The organism is Streptomyces sp. NPDC015127 (genome assembly GCF_043080095.1).
Lineage (GTDB): Bacteria > Actinomycetota > Actinomycetes > Streptomycetales > Streptomycetaceae > Streptomyces.
Genome location: NZ_JBIBVE010000027.1, coordinates 21123 through 35554 on the forward strand (window position 1 = coordinate 21123; position 14432 = coordinate 35554).

14 protein-coding genes are annotated in these 14432 nt (G+C 71.5%); 11 read left to right on the top strand and 3 right to left on the bottom strand.

Features of this window, described 5'->3' with window-relative positions; translation table 11 throughout:
• Nucleotides 1-132 precede the first annotated feature (132 nt).
• Genes sufD through ACF08N_RS34105 form a run of 7 tightly spaced genes read left to right on the top strand, consistent with a single transcriptional unit; the run spans nt 133 to nt 4900 of the window.
• Nucleotides 133-1314, top strand: coding sequence for a Fe-S cluster assembly protein SufD (gene sufD, locus ACF08N_RS34075; RefSeq protein ID WP_392328600.1), 1182 nt, complete (start codon nt 133-135; stop codon nt 1312-1314).
• A complete protein-coding gene (locus ACF08N_RS34080; protein WP_392328601.1) occupies nt 1314-1631 on the top strand; it encodes a non-heme iron oxygenase ferredoxin subunit in 318 nt (105 codons plus the stop codon). Before sufD ends, ACF08N_RS34080 begins: the two co-directional genes overlap by 1 nt.
• 7 nt (nt 1632-1638) lie before the next feature.
• Nucleotides 1639-2403: a Fe-S cluster assembly ATPase SufC gene (sufC, locus tag ACF08N_RS34085; RefSeq protein WP_392328602.1), complete on the top strand. Its 765-nt coding sequence runs from the start codon at nt 1639-1641 to the stop codon at nt 2401-2403.
• Nucleotides 2400-3656: a cysteine desulfurase gene (locus ACF08N_RS34090; RefSeq protein ID WP_392328603.1), complete on the top strand. Its 1257-nt coding sequence runs from the start codon at nt 2400-2402 to the stop codon at nt 3654-3656. Before sufC ends, ACF08N_RS34090 begins: the two co-directional genes overlap by 4 nt.
• Before the next feature lie 12 nt (nt 3657-3668).
• Nucleotides 3669-4139, top strand: coding sequence for a Fe-S cluster assembly sulfur transfer protein SufU (sufU, locus tag ACF08N_RS34095; protein ID WP_392328604.1), 471 nt, complete (start codon nt 3669-3671; stop codon nt 4137-4139).
• On the top strand, nt 4136-4474 hold the full coding sequence (locus ACF08N_RS34100) for a metal-sulfur cluster assembly factor (protein WP_392328605.1): 339 nt from the start codon (nt 4136-4138) through the stop codon (nt 4472-4474). The genes sufU and ACF08N_RS34100 overlap by 4 nt, the downstream gene beginning before the upstream one ends.
• A gap of 60 nt (nt 4475-4534) precedes the next feature.
• Nucleotides 4535-4900, top strand: coding sequence for a VOC family protein (locus ACF08N_RS34105; protein ID WP_392328606.1), 366 nt, complete (start codon nt 4535-4537; stop codon nt 4898-4900).
• 15 nt (nt 4901-4915) lie between these two features.
• On the opposite strand, the gene ACF08N_RS34110 is transcribed toward ACF08N_RS34105, so the two are convergent.
• Nucleotides 4916-6196: a PucR family transcriptional regulator gene (locus tag ACF08N_RS34110; RefSeq protein ID WP_392328607.1), complete on the bottom strand. Its 1281-nt coding sequence runs from the start codon at nt 6194-6196 to the stop codon at nt 4916-4918.
• A gap of 158 nt (nt 6197-6354) precedes the next feature.
• Entirely contained in the window at nt 6355-7371 is a 1017-nt protein-coding gene (locus ACF08N_RS34115; RefSeq protein ID WP_392328608.1) for a hypothetical protein, read from the bottom strand.
• Between the two features lie 302 nt (nt 7372-7673).
• On the opposite strand from ACF08N_RS34115, the gene dapD reads away from it, so the two are divergent.
• Nucleotides 7674-8675, top strand: coding sequence for a 2,3,4,5-tetrahydropyridine-2,6-dicarboxylate N-succinyltransferase (gene dapD, locus ACF08N_RS34120; protein ID WP_392328609.1), 1002 nt, complete (start codon nt 7674-7676; stop codon nt 8673-8675).
• A gap of 121 nt (nt 8676-8796) precedes the next feature.
• The gene (locus ACF08N_RS34125; protein WP_392328610.1) at nt 8797-9000 is read left to right on the top strand and encodes a hypothetical protein; all 204 of its coding nucleotides are present in this window, start codon (nt 8797-8799) and stop codon (nt 8998-9000) included.
• Nucleotides 9001-9140: 140 nt separating this feature from the next.
• On the opposite strand, the gene ACF08N_RS34130 is transcribed toward ACF08N_RS34125, so the two are convergent.
• Nucleotides 9141-10979, bottom strand: coding sequence for an endonuclease/exonuclease/phosphatase family protein (locus ACF08N_RS34130; protein WP_392328611.1), 1839 nt, complete (start codon nt 10977-10979; stop codon nt 9141-9143).
• A gap of 348 nt (nt 10980-11327) precedes the next feature.
• Here ACF08N_RS34130 and ACF08N_RS34135 point away from each other — a divergent pair, with 348 nt between their 5' ends.
• The gene (locus ACF08N_RS34135) at nt 11328-12785 is read left to right on the top strand and encodes a hypothetical protein (protein ID WP_392328612.1); all 1458 of its coding nucleotides are present in this window, start codon (nt 11328-11330) and stop codon (nt 12783-12785) included.
• A 192-nt stretch (nt 12786-12977) separates the two neighbouring features.
• Entirely contained in the window at nt 12978-14405 is a 1428-nt protein-coding gene (locus tag ACF08N_RS34140) for an alkaline phosphatase PhoX (protein WP_392328613.1), read from the top strand.
• Nucleotides 14406-14432: the final 27 nt, after the last annotated feature.

Below are 14432 nucleotides of genomic sequence, written 5' to 3' on the forward strand. Positions count from 1 at the left end.
CCCTGGGGCTCACGCGGTGAGTCCTGTGAGCGGACCCCGGGCAGACCGCAGCCGGAGCAGAAAGCTCCGGCCCGCGGCGGCCCCGTGGGCGAGCGCACGCACTGAACGCAGAAAGCGAGCAGACCGACAGCCATGGCTGAGGCTCAGAACATCCCGGTGGGCTCCACCACCGCCGGCTCGATCGCGGTGGCCGCCGAGTCGACCGTCGCCACCCGTATGAGTGCGCCCCCGTCGTTCGACGTGGCGGACTTCCCGGTTCCGCACGGCCGCGAGGAGGAGTGGCGCTTCACTCCCCTGGAGCGCCTCGCCGGACTGCACGACGGCACCGCCGTCGCCACCGGCACCGGCGTCAAGGTCGCGATCGAGGCGCCCGACGGCGTCCTCGTCGAGACCGTCGGCCGCGACGACCTGCGGCTCGGCAAGGCGGGCACCCCGGTGGACCGCGTCGCCGCCCAGGCGTACTCGTCCTTCGAGCAGGCCTCGGTCGTCACCGTGCCCAAGGAGACCGTGCTCACCGAGCCGATCCGCATCGCGGTGCACGGCGAGGGCGGCGTCGCCTTCGGGCACCAGGTCGTCGAGCTCGGCGCGTTCGCCGAGGCCGTCGTGGTCATCGACCACACCGGCGACGCGGTGCTCGCCGCAGGCGTCGACTACATCCTCGGCGACGGCGCCAAGCTCACCGTCGTCTCCGTCCAGGACTGGGACGACAAGGCCGTCCACGTCGCCCAGCACAACGCGCTGGTCGGCCGCGACGCCTCCTTCAAGTCCGTCGTCGTCACCTTCGGCGGCGACGTCGTGCGCCTCCACCCGCGGGTCGCCTACGCCGGCACGGGCGGCGAGGCCGAGCTCTTCGGTCTGTACTTCACCGACAAGGGCCAGCACCAGGAGCACCGCCTCCTCGTCGACCACAACACGCCGCACTGCAAGTCCAACGCGGTCTACAAGGGCGCGCTCCAGGGCGACGACGCCCACGCGGTGTGGATCGGTGACGTCCTCATCCGGGCCGCGGCCGAGGGCACCGACACGTACGAGATGAACCGCAACCTCGTCCTCACGGACGGCGCGCGCGTCGACTCGGTGCCGAACCTCGAGATCGAGACCGGCGAGATCGCCGGTGCCGGGCACGCCTCCGCCACCGGCCGCTTCGACGACGAGCAGCTGTTCTACCTGATGGCCCGCGGCATCCCGGAGTCCGAGGCCCGCCGCCTGGTCGTCCGCGGCTTCTTCGCGGAGCTCGTCCAGCAGATCGGTCTGCCGGACGTCGAGGAGCGCCTCATCGCCAAGATCGAGGCCGAGCTGGAGGCTTCCGTCTGATGGCCTTCGTCCGAGCCTGTGGGCTGAGCGAGCTGGAGGAGGACACCCCGAAGCGGGTGGAACTCGACGGCACGCCCATCTCCATCGTCCACACCGAGGGCGAGGTGTTCGCGATCTACGACATCTGCTCGCACGCGAACGTCTCGCTGTCGGAGGGCGAGGTGGAGGACTGCCAGATCGAGTGCTGGCTGCACGGATCGGCCTTCGACCTCCGCACCGGCAAGCCGTCCGGCCTCCCGGCGACGCGCCCTGTGCCCGTATACCCCGTAAAGATCGAAGGGGACGATGTTCTCGTCTCCGTCACACAGGAGAACTGAAGTCCCCATGGCAACGCTTGAAATCCGCGACCTGCGCGTCTCCGTCGAGGCCGACAACGCCACCAAGGAGATCCTCAAGGGCGTCGACCTGACCGTGAAGCAGGGCGAGACCCACGCCATCATGGGCCCCAACGGCTCCGGCAAGTCGACCCTCGCGTACTCCCTCGCGGGCCACCCCAAGTACACGATCACCAGCGGCACCGTGACCCTGGACGGCGAGAACGTCCTGGACATGTCCGTCGACGAGCGCGCCCGCGCCGGCGTGTTCCTCGCCATGCAGTACCCGGTCGAGGTCCCCGGCGTCTCGGTCTCCAACTTCCTGCGCACCTCCGCCACCGCCATCCGCGGCGAGGCCCCCAAGCTGCGCACGTGGGTGAAGGAGGTCAAGGAGTCCATGGAGCGTCTGAACATGGACCCGGCCTTCGCCGAGCGCAACGTCAACGAGGGCTTCTCCGGCGGTGAGAAGAAGCGCCACGAGATCCTCCAGCTGGAGCTCCTCAAGCCGAAGATCGCGATCCTCGACGAGACCGACTCCGGCCTCGACGTCGACGCCCTGCGCATCGTCTCCGAGGGCGTCAACCGCGTCCGCGAGACCGGCGAGGTCGGCACCATGCTGATCACGCACTACACGCGCATCCTCCGCTACATCAAGCCCGACTACGTCCACGTCTTCTCCGCCGGCCGGATCGTCGAGTCGGGTGGCCCCGAGCTCGCCGACAAGCTGGAGAACGAGGGCTACGAGTCCTACACCAAGGGAGGAGTCACCGCGTGACATATCTGCCCGGCCTCCTCGACACCGAGGCGATCCGCAAGGACTTCCCGATCCTCGATCGGGTGATCCACGACGGCAAGAAGCTCGTCTACCTGGACAACGCGGCGACCTCCCAGACGCCGCGCCAGGTGCTCGACGTGCTCAGCGAGTACTACGAGCAGCACAACGCCAACGTCCACCGCGGTGTGCACGTGCTGGCCGAGGAGGCCACGGCGCTGTACGAGGGCGCGCGCGACAAGGTCGCCGCGTTCATCAACGCGCCGAGCCGCGACGAGGTGATCTTCACCAAGAACGCCTCCGAGTCGCTCAACCTCGTCGCCAACATGCTGGGCTGGGCCGACGAGCCCTACCGGGTCGACCACGAGACCGAGGTCGTCATCACGGAGATGGAGCACCACTCCAACATCGTTCCTTGGCAGCTGCTGGCGCAGCGCACCGGCGCGAAGCTGAAGTGGTTCGGCCTCACCGACGACGGCCGTCTCGACCTGTCCAACATCGACGAGATCATCACCGAGAAGACGAAGATCGTCTCCTTCGTGCTGGTCTCCAACATCCTGGGCACGCTCAACCCGGTCGAGGCGATCGTCCGCCGCGCCCAGGAGGTCGGTGCGCTGGTCCTGATCGACGCCTCGCAGGCCGCCCCGCACATGGTGCTGGACGTGCAGGCGCTCCAGGCCGACTTCGTGGCCTTCACCGGCCACAAGATGTGCGGCCCGACCGGCATCGGCGTGCTGTGGGGCCGGCAGGAGCTGCTGGAGGACCTGCCGCCGTTCCTCGGCGGTGGCGAGATGATCGAGACCGTCTCGATGCACTCGTCCACCTACGCTCCCGCGCCGCACAAGTTCGAGGCGGGTACGCCCCCGATCGCGCAGGCCGTCGGCCTCGGCGCGGCCGTGGACTACCTCACCTCGATCGGCATGGACAAGATCGCCCAGCACGAGCACGTGCTCACCGAGTACGCGGTGAAGCGGCTCCTGGAGGTCCCGGACCTGCGGATCATCGGCCCGACCACGGCCGAGGACCGCGGCGCCGCGATCTCGTTCACGCTGGGTGACATCCACCCGCACGACGTGGGCCAGGTCCTCGACGAGCAGGGCATCGCGGTCCGGGTCGGCCACCACTGCGCGCGGCCGGTCTGCCTGCGGTACGGAATTCCTGCGACCACGCGGGCGTCGTTCTATCTGTACTCCACGCCGGCCGAGGTGGACGCCCTGGTCGACGGCCTGGAGCACGTCCGTAACTTCTTCGGGTAGAGGCGGCGACTTGTGAAGCTGGATTCGATGTACCAGGACGTCATCCTGGACCACTACAAGCACCCGCACGGCCGGGGCTTGCGGGACGGTGACGCCGAGGTGCACCACGTCAACCCGACGTGCGGCGACGAGATCACGCTGCGAGTGAAGTACGACGGGTCCCGCATCGCGGACGTGTCGTACGAGGGCCAGGGCTGTTCCATCAGCCAGGCCTCCGCCTCCGTGCTGAACGAGCTCCTCGTCGGCAAGGAGCTCGCCGAGGCGCAGAAGATCCAGGCGACCTTCCTGGAGCTGATGCAGTCCAAGGGCCAGATCGAGCCGGACGACGCGATGGAGGAGGTGCTGGAGGACGCGGTCGCGTTCGCCGGCGTCTCCAAGTACCCGGCCCGTGTGAAGTGCGCGCTGCTGAGCTGGATGGCGTGGAAGGACGCGACCGCCCAGGCGCTGGGCGAGGGCACCGACGCCGAGAGGAAGACGGCATGACCGAGAACGCTGGGGCGGCGCTGAAGCCCGCCTCCGAGGAAGAGATCCGCGAGGCGCTGTACGACGTCGTCGACCCCGAGCTGGGCATCGACGTGGTCAACCTGGGCCTGATCTACGGGATCCACGTCGACGACTCCAATGTCGCGACCCTCGACATGACGCTGACGTCCGCGGCCTGTCCGCTGACCGACGTCATCGAGGACCAGGCGAAGGCCGCGACGGACGGCATCGTCAACGAGCTCAAGATCAACTGGGTCTGGATGCCGCCGTGGGGGCCGGACAAGATCACGGACGACGGTCGCGAGCAGCTGCGCGCGCTGGGCTTCAACGTCTGATCCGGGCGATCTCCCGAGATCTGCCGGGAACGGCCATGCCTGCCAGGCAGACTGGCGGGCATGGCCGTTTCTCTGTATCAGATCGCGATCGACTGTCATGACGCCGCCGCGCTAGCCCGTTTCTGGACGCAGGTCCTCGACTGGCAGATCCTCTACGAGGACCCCGACGAGATCGTCATCGGGGCCGATGCGAGCGCGCTGCCGGGCATCGTGTTCCTGACCGTGCCCGAGACGAAGACCGTCAAGAACCGCCTGCACCTCGACCTCACCCCCGACGACCAGGCGGCCGAGGTCGAGAGGATCATCGCGCTCGGGGCGCGGCGCGCGGACGTCGGGCAGGGGGACGACGTCACCTGGGTGGTCCTCGCCGACCCGGAGGGCAACGAGTTCTGCGTGCTGCGGCCGAAGAAGACCCTGCTCGACTGACGGGCAGGCGGCACGTCACCGCGCCGCGGCGCCGCCGTCCGCAGCTCCACGGAGGGCACCGAGCGCGTCGTGGGCGCTCAGCGCCGCCCGTACCCGCAGGACGTCGGCTCCCGACGTGGCGTCGAGCCCGGTGGCCTCCGCCGCACGGCGCAGCCGGTAGTCCACCGTGTTCGGGTGCACGCGCAGCCTCTCGGCGGTGAGCTGGCGGCTGAGCCCGCTCTCCAGGAAGGTGCGCAGGGTGCCGAGCAGTTCGGGGCGGTCGGCGAGCGGGCGCATCAGTTCGGCCAGGGCGTCACGGGCGGGCCCGGGCTGCATCAGCTGGTACTCCAGCAGCACGTCGCCGAGCCGGTGGACGCCCGGTCCCCGGCCCGCCGAGACGGCCACCCGCCGCACGTCCTCCGCCAGCCGGACCGCCGCGGCCGCCTCCTCCGGGGCGGCGGCCGCCGCCCCGGCGAGGATGTCGACCCCGGCCACCCGGCTCATGTGCTCCACCACGGTCGCCAGCCGCTTCCAGTCCCGGTCCGCCAGCAGCGCGGCCTCGGTGGCGTACGGGATCAGGGCGAGGCCGCCGTCGCCGGTGAGGGCCGACAGCACCTGGCCCTCGGCGTGGCGTTCCAGCTCCACCCGGAGTCTGCGCAGCTTGCGCGTCCTCGCGATCACGGGACTGACCCCCGGGGCCTGCTCGTCGGGATGGGAGCCGATGGCCAGGGCGAGGACCAGGTAGCAGGCGGGGAGAGCGATGCCGCAGCGGGTCGCCGTGGCCCGGACGTCCTCCCCCTCGACGAGCGCGGTCAGCATCGCCTGCCGGGCCGACTGCTCCTCGCCCGCGGCCGCCTGGCGCTCCGCGAAGTAACCGGCCACCACGGTGGCCGTCATCCGCTCCAGGAACCGCAGCACCAGTTGGTTCGCCGTCCTCACCTGCGGCAGGTCCTCCGGCGTCGCGTGCGCCGACATCCGCTCCAGGCATTCCTGGGCGCCCACGTGATAGGCACTGATCACCGCCTCCACCGGGACGCCCTCCTCGGCCCGCTTGGCGGCCGACTGCCGGAGGACCTGCAGCTGCGCCTCGTCCGGCAGTTCGCCGGTGCGCAGGACGCCGATGAAGGCGCGTATGCCCTGGCCGATGACCCGCTGGGTCTCGCTGCGCAGCTGCTCGGCGGGCAGCGTGCCGTACACCGGCACATGGTCGACGAGCCGTGCGAGGACACGGGCGGCCAGCTCGTCCACCGCGCCCGCGAGCCGCTGGTGCACCGGAACGCCTCCGAAGGCGATCGGCACGTACCCCTCACTGTCCACGGTGGCGACCCATCGACGCTGCTGACCTTACTTACCGGTAACCAACGTCGCCGCAGGACGCACGGGATGTCAATGCCGACGCGCGGGCGAGGCGCGGTGACCGCGACGCCCACGGGACCCCGCCGCCCGGCAACCCGGGCCGCGGAGTCCCCGGCCTGTCAGGGGCCGTACGCGGCCGGCTGCTGCGGCGGCACACCGGCGGCCTCGGCGAGCACGGGCGCCAGGTTCTCCTTGCGGATGCGCTGGTCGACATAGAGCAGCGCGACGACCAGCTGCGGGAACGCCGACGTGAGGATCTGGCCCACCAGCGTGGTCAGCATCCCGAACGCCATCGTCGTGAGCACGATCGTGACGGCCACACCGCCGCTGGCCGCATCGTCCGACAGGGAGGCGGGCCCGGTGGGGATCAGGCTCAGCAGCTGGAACAGCAGCTGGACGACGTAGCTCACGACGGCCGCCATCACGAAGGCCAGCAGCGAGATGCCGAACACCCGCCACCACGCCCCCCGCACCAGCTGCGCCGAGCGCGCCATCGCGTCGATGGTGCCCTGCCCCTCGAAGACCGCGACGGCCGGCGCGAAGCTGAATCGCACCCACAGCCAGATCGCCACCGGGCCGGTGGCCAGCACACCGAGGAAGCCGATCAGGACCAGCCAGCCCCATTGACCCGAGCCGTCGACGGCGAGGGAGAGCAGCGCCACGACCATGCCGATGAAGGCCAGCGTCATCAGCAGCAGCGGGACCGCCGCGATCAGCGCGCTGATCAGGATGGTGCCGAGCACCGCCCGCACCCGCGGCCGCACCCGGCTCCAGATGATCCCGATGCTCGACGGGCGACCCAGCACCGCGTCCTGGAGCACCGCGGGGCAGGAGGCGTAGACGACGGCGTTGGCCACCAGCAGCGCGACGATGCCGAAGAGGTACACGGCCGCGAACGTCACCACCAGGGGCATGATCTCCCCGCTGCCCGGCGGGCTGTCCGCGGACCAGTCCAGCAGCCGGTGCAGCTCCTCCTCCACCGACAGGTACGCCACCGCGAGCGCCCCGCCGAACAGCACGAGGGCCACGCCGTAGACGGCGAGGGCGAAGCCGAGCAGCTGCTTCCAGTGCCGGCCGATCGTGGCGAACGCCCCGCCGAGGATCTCCCCCAGACCCAGCGGCCCGAGCGGTATCACCCCGGGCCTCGGCGGCGGCGGTGCCCAGGCGCCCCACCCCGGCGGACCCGGATAAGGCGTGCCGCCCCCTGGATAGGGCGTGTTTCCGTAAGCCATGGCCAGTCCCCCCACGTCGGATGATGGCCGGACGGCGCACTGCGGCGGCCCCGTCCGGACGAACAAGGTAGCCGGGGCCGTCGGCGCGACCGACTCCGCCCCCGGGCCCTGCCTGCCCTGTTCCCCGTCCCGTGCCGCGCGACGCGGGCGCCCGGCACCTGAGACCGGTTCGCCCCCGCGGGCCCCGGCCGGTTAGGTTTCCTGTCATGACTGACTCGTCCGACAGCACCACTGCTCAGCGCACCACCGGTGCCGTGGCCGCCGGCCTCGCCACCGTCACCGCCGAGGGCGTCGTCCTCGACACCTGGTACCCCGCCCCCGAGCTCACCGCCGAGCCCGGCCCCGCCGGCACCGAGCGGCTGACCGCCGAGCGCGCCGTGGAGCTCCTCGGCGACGGCGCCGCGCGGGCCATCGGCCCGGACGCCCGCCGTGGGGTCGAGGTCGTCGCCGTCCGCACCGTCATCGCCTCGCTCGACGACAAGCCGCTGGACGCCCACGACGCGTACCTCCGCCTCCACCTGCTCTCCCACCGCCTGGTCAAGCCGCACGGGCAGAACCTGGAGGGCCTCTTCGGGCTCCTCGCGAACGTCGCGTGGACCAGCCTCGGCCCCGTCGCCGTCGACCAGGTCGAGACCGTCCGCCTCAACGCGCGCGCCGAGGGCCTGCACCTGCAGGTGACCTCGATCGACAAGTTCCCGCGGATGACCGACTACGTGGCCCCCAAGGGCGTGCGGATCGCGGACGCCGACCGCGTCCGGCTCGGCGCGCACCTCGCCGAGGGCACCACCGTCATGCACGAGGGCTTCGTCAACTTCAACGCGGGCACGCTCGGCACCTCGATGGTCGAGGGCCGGATCTCCGCGGGCGTCGTCATCGGCGACGGCAGCGACATCGGCGGCGGCGCCTCCACCATGGGCACCCTGTCCGGCGGCGGCAACGTCATCATCTCCATCGGCGAGCGCTGCCTGATCGGCGCCGAGGCGGGCGTCGGCATCGCGCTCGGCGACGAGTGCGTCGTCGAGGCCGGTCTCTACGTCACCGCCGGTACGCGCATCACGATGCCCGACGGCCAGATCGTCAAGGCCCGTGAGCTGTCCGGCGCGTCGAACATCCTCTTCCGCCGCAACTCGGTCACCGGCGCCGTCGAGGCCCGCCCGAACAACGCGGTCTGGGGCGGCCTCAACGACGTGCTCCACAGCCACAACTGATCGTCGCGCATTCTCGCTTCCATCGTGTGACTCTGCGTAACCTCCGCTGTGTGCGGGCCGATAAGCAGGTCAATGCGGGGTCGTACAACCCCGCTCCCCACAGGCGAGGCGAGGATCCGACATGAAGACCAGGCTGACCGCTCTCGGCGTGTGCGCCCTGTTCGCGGCGGTGCCGTCGCACGGCGTCGCACACGCCGACGAGACACACGTCGACTCGCACAACGGGCACAGCGTCACGCTGGTCTCGACGGGTCAGATCGACGATCCGCTCGAGGACGTGCTCGAACACGCCGCCGTTCTCGGCAGCACCTACACGAGCGACTGACCGGCCGCGCGCTCCGGTCACCGGTACGCCCCGGCAGCCCCCCGGCCGCCTCGCGGCCGGCGGGCTGCGGCGTTTCACCGACCGTCCCACCGACCGGTGCGCCGGCTGTAGGGGGCCGGCGCACCGGTGTCGCCCGGCCCTTACGGGCGGAAGCGCAGCACCTGCGGGTCGTGGTCGCTGTTCTGCTCCGCGAACTCCGCGTTGATGTGCACGCTGTCGTACGAGAAGTCGTCGATCGACGGGCTCGTCAGGATCTGGTCCAGGACCTGGCTGTTGCCCTGGAAGACGTACGAGTAGCGCTCCGAGCGCGGCAGGGACGTGATGGCCGGGTACAGGACGCCGTCGTCCGTGAGCGCCTTCGTCGTCGCCGAGAACTCGAAGTCGTTGATGTCGCCGAGGACCACGACGTCGGCCCTGCGGTCCGCCTTGAGGATGTCCTTGACGAAGGCGTTGACCGACTGCGCCTGGAGCAGGCGCTTGGTCTCGGACGAACGATTCGGCGGCTGGTGGTGCGAGGCCAGACCCTCGTCGCCGCCCTTGGAGCCGAAGTGGTTGGCGATCACGAAGACGGTGCGGCCGCGGAAGGTGAACTCGCCCGCCAGCGGCTTGCGGCTGTTCTCCCAGGCGGAGCTCGCCGGGTCGACGCGGCCGGGGGAGAGCGTCAGGGCCGCCCGGCCGCGCTCGCGCACGACACCGGTCGCGGTCGTGGCGTCGCCGCCCGCGCGGTCGGTGAAGGAGACCCGCTCGGGGTTGAACAGGAACACCTGGCGGATGTTGCCGCCGGGCTCGCCGCCGTCCTTGTTGTTCAGTGGGTCCACGGACCGCCATGCGTACGCCGGGCCGCCGGCCGCGACGATCGCGTCCGTGAACTTCTTCAGCGTCTGGCCGGCCGCGACCGTGCCGTCGTTCTTCGCGCCGTTGTCGTCCTGGATCTCCTCCAGAGTGAGGATGTCGGGCGACGCGAGGTTCTCGACGACCGCCTTCGCCAGCGCGTCGAACTTGCTCTGCGGGTCCGACGGGTCCAGGTTCTCCACGTTGTACGTGGCCACGGCCAGCTCGCCGTTCCGCTGCGGGCGCGTGCGCTCGCGGTCGAGGCCGCGGTCCACCACGGTGCCCAGGGTGCGGGCGGTCAGGGTGTAGCCGCCGAACTGGTTGAAGTCCAGCGGGCCCTCGGTCGTGCCGGCGAGCAGGTCACCGACGTTCGCCTCGGGGAACGGCTTCTGGGCGAGCGGCGTCAGCGACTGGATCTGCAGGCGCCCGGTGTTCTGGGAGGTGTACGAGCCGTAGACCGTGCCGCCGCGGCGGTTGTCGTTCTCGTCCGGCTTGACCGTCACCCACAGCTCCGCGTACGGGTCGGTGGCGCCGACCACGCGGGAGGTGCCGATGCGGACGTTGCTGCCCTCCAGCGACTCGTAGTAGTCCAGGGCGTACGTCCGCGGCCGCAGGGGAAGGCCGTTGATGCTGTTGCCGGCCGCCGGGTCGCCCGCGGGGGCGTACTCGCCGGGGACTGACGAGGCCGAGACCGTGACGGGCGCGGGCAGTTCGTTGCCCCGCGAGACCACCGTGACGGCCGGCCTGGATATCTGCGTCAGCGACTGGTTGCCCGAGGACGTGCCGCCGGGGACGTACTCGCCGACCGTGCCGGAGACCAGCACCTGGTCGCCGACGGCGACGGTCGGGACGGAGCCGCTGTAGACGAAGACGCCCTCGCTGGTGGCGTCGTCGTCGTCGGCCTGCGGGTCCTGGAACCAGAAGCCCCGGGAGCCGTACGTCCGCACGCCCGTGACGATGCCCGGCACATCGGCGACCTGCCGCCCCACGAGCGGGGACGTGCGGGTGGTGCCCTGGATGTCGTGGATCCGTACCTGGGCGGTCTCGGCCGCGGTGGCGCCGGTGGAACCGGCGAGCAGGCCGGCGGCCAGCGCGGCGGCGACGACAGCCGCGACGGCGGGCGTTCTCGGTACGACGGAGGAAGGCATCGAGGTACTCCGGAGGTGAGGGATGAGGGGTGCCGGTCGGTCCCGGCGGGGTCCTGCGTGTTCTACGCGCGTCAATCTCTTGTCTGGACAGGGCCGTTGTCAAGAGCCGGCGGATGTACGGGGACGGGCGCGTGCATGAACACGGCGTCCGGGCCCTCAACGGACCGCCTCACCGGCACCCTGAGCCCCACCGGCACCCTTGGAGGTCGCCTCTTCCCGGTGCGCCCCGAAACCCCCTCGAATGCGTCTACGCTGGCACCGCCCGGGTCCCCCTGCGTCCGGGTCCCTTACGTCCGGGGGCCCGTGAGCCTGCCCCGGATCCCGTACGCCGCGGAGGAGAACCAGCACATGCCCGAAGACCGTCCCACCCTTCCGCCGGTCCGGCTGCACTCGGACGCGGAGCTGGCTCGGGCCGCGCTCGGCGCCCCGCTGCTCGCCCGTGCCGTCAGGCTCGCCCGCTGGGCGGGCCCGGGGACGCGGGTCGGTGCCGGCGGCGAACTCGTCGACGAGCAGTTGCCGGAGGCCGCCGAGGTACTGGGCCTCGCCCCGGACGAGGAGGGTCGGGCGTACGCGAGCGAGGCGTGGCGCGTCGCCGTCGACACCGGGCTCGTGGAGGCCGAGGACCCCGACGGCGAGGACGGCGACGACGACGCCGCGGGCAGCGCCGTGGCCGGGGCCAACCTCGGTCTGGTGACGGGCGGTTCGCCGCAGGACGTGCTCGGCCTGTGGCTGGACGCCCTCGACGTCGTCCTCGCGGACGCGAGCGCGCCCCTCCTCGACGACATCGCCGACGCCGTCGGGGAGGACGGCGACATCGACTTCGAGGCACTGGACTGGGACCCGGAGGCGGAGGCCGCGTTCCTCGAAGGCGTCCTCGGCAACCTGTACCTGCTGACCGTCTCCGACGGCGGCGCCGGCGAGCAGCCGGTCCCGCTGCCCGTACTCGCGGCGTCGGTGATCGTGCCCGACGACATGGGGGAACCGACCGACGACGTGCTGGAGCAGGTCTCCGAGGCGATGATGCGCCTCGACGACCAGTTCCGCCTGCTGGAGCCGATCGGACTCGTCGAGTACCGGCCGGTGGACGAGGCGTTGATGGCGGAGGAGACCGAGGGCGCGGCGGCCGAGACCCCGGCCGACGACGAGGACGTCTCCCGGTACGGGATGGTCCGCGTCACCCCGCTCGGTCTCTACGGCATCCGGTCCCGGATGCTGGAGGCGGGCATCGACGCACCCGCTGTCGGCGACCTCGCGGACAAGGGCGCGGACGTGCTGCTCGACCGGCTCACGCACTTCCCCGAGCCCGCAGCGCGCGCCGAGACCGAGCAGTGGCTCGCCCGGCGCGACCCGGCCGCCGCCGCCCGCGACCTGCTCGCCGCGGCCCGCGGTACCGACCGCGGGGCGCCGCTGCGCCGCCTCCACTGCCAGCAGGCCCTCACCCTGGTCGGCCCGCACGTCGAGCCGGAGGTCCGTGCGGTCCTCGACGACACGGAACTCGGCGGCCTGGCACGGGTCTGGCTCGCCGAGCGCGGCGCGTCGGACGTGCCGCCGCCGCCCGAGTCGATGATCTTCTGGCTCGCGATCGACACCATCGCGGCGCAACTGGACGCGGACGGCGAGGCCGAGGAACTCAGGGGCCTGGTGGAGGGCCTGGTCGGCCAGCACCGGGGCTTCTTCGAGGCGGCGTGGCGGGTGGCGCATCCGCGGACGGCTGATGTGCTGGAGGCGATGGGGAGGCTGCACGGGGACAAGCGGGTGGCGAAGGAGGCGCGCAAGGCGGCGTTCAAGTCCCGCTCGGCTGGCTGACGCTCGCGGTTCCCGGGGTCCAGGGCCGCCTGCGCCCCGACCCGGCCTCCTCCGGCCGGTGGGACCGCTGCGGCCGCCGGTTGCTGCCGCAGGGGGTGGGTGCGCGCGTCGGGTGGCGTTCAGGGGGAGTTCAGGCGCACGCGCCATCGTGGAGCACGTCCGACCACGGTGCGCCCACCCGAGGAGACCTCGATGCCGCTCAACCGCAGGGAATTCACCAGACAGTCTGCTCTCGCCGGCGCGGGCGTCGCTCTCGCCGGAGCCGTCGGAGCGCTCGGCACCGCGCCCGGTGCGCTCGCGGACGACGTGGAGGAGCGCGACCGCGAGCCCGGCTACGGCCCCCTGGTGCCCGACCCCGACGGCATCCTCTCGCTGCCCGCGGGATTCTCGTACCGCATCCTCACCCGCACCGGCGTCACGCGGCTGGAGTCCGGGGAGTTCACGCCCGGGAAGCACGACGGCACCACGGCGTTCGAGGGCCCTCGCGGGGCGACCGTGCTCGTCGTCAACCACGAGCTCAAGGGTGAGCGCGGCAGCATCGCGCACCCCGTCCCGCTCACCGAGGGCCTCGTCTACGACCCGGCCGCGCCCGGCGGGTGCACGGTCGTCGAGAGCCACCGCAGCGGCGAGGTCGCCCAGTGGGTCGGCATCTCCGGCACCGTACAGAACTGCGCCGGCGGTACGACGCCCTGGGGCACCTGGCTCACCTGTGAGGAGACCGAGGACCGGGCAGGCCGGAACGGCCTGACCAAGGACCACGGCTACGTCTTCGAGGTCGACCCGTACGACCGCCGTGCCAACCGCGCGCCCGAACCGGTCAAGGCGCTGGGCCGCTTCGCCCACGAGGCCGTCGTCGTCGACCCGAAGCGCGCCCACCTGTACCTCACCGAGGACGCCTCGGGCCCCAACGGCCTGTTCTACCGCTGGGTTCCGCCGCAGGGCTTCACGCACGGACGCGGCCGGCTGCGCACCCTCGCCGACGACGCGGGCGTGCTCCAGGCCGCCAAGTGCTTCGACTCGGGAGGGCGTTTCGTGGACGACCTGTCCCGCGCCACGAAGGTCGGCACGGTCTACGGCGTGGACTGGGCCGCGGTTCCCGACCGGGACGCCCGGACGGCTTCCGTGCGCAAGCAGTTCACGGACGCCGAGGTCACGCGGGGCCGCAAGCTCGAGGGCATGTGGTGGGGCGACGGCGGTGTGTACGTAGTCTCCTCGTACGCCCGGGAGGAGAGCCCCGCCCAGCACGACGGTCAGGTCTGGTTCTACGACCCGCGCCGCCGGACCCTGACCCTGAAGGTGCTGCTCGGAGTGAACCGCGACCCGTCGCGGGACGGAGCCTTCGACGGCCCGGACAACATCACGGTGTCCCCGTACGGCGGCCTGATCATCGCCGAGGACGGCGAGGGCGTGCAGCACCTGTTCGGCGCCACCGACAGCGGCCGCACGTACCCGATCGCCCGCAACGAGATGAACGTGGGCACCGAGGACGACCCGGACTACAGCGAGTTCGCCGGTGTCGTCTTCTCGCCCGACGGCCACACCCTGTACGCCAGCATCCAGAACCCCGGCATCATGTTCGCCATCACCGGCCCCTGGAGGCGCCGGGCGCACGCGCGCTGACCGTCCCGCGACCGGCGCCCCGGAAAA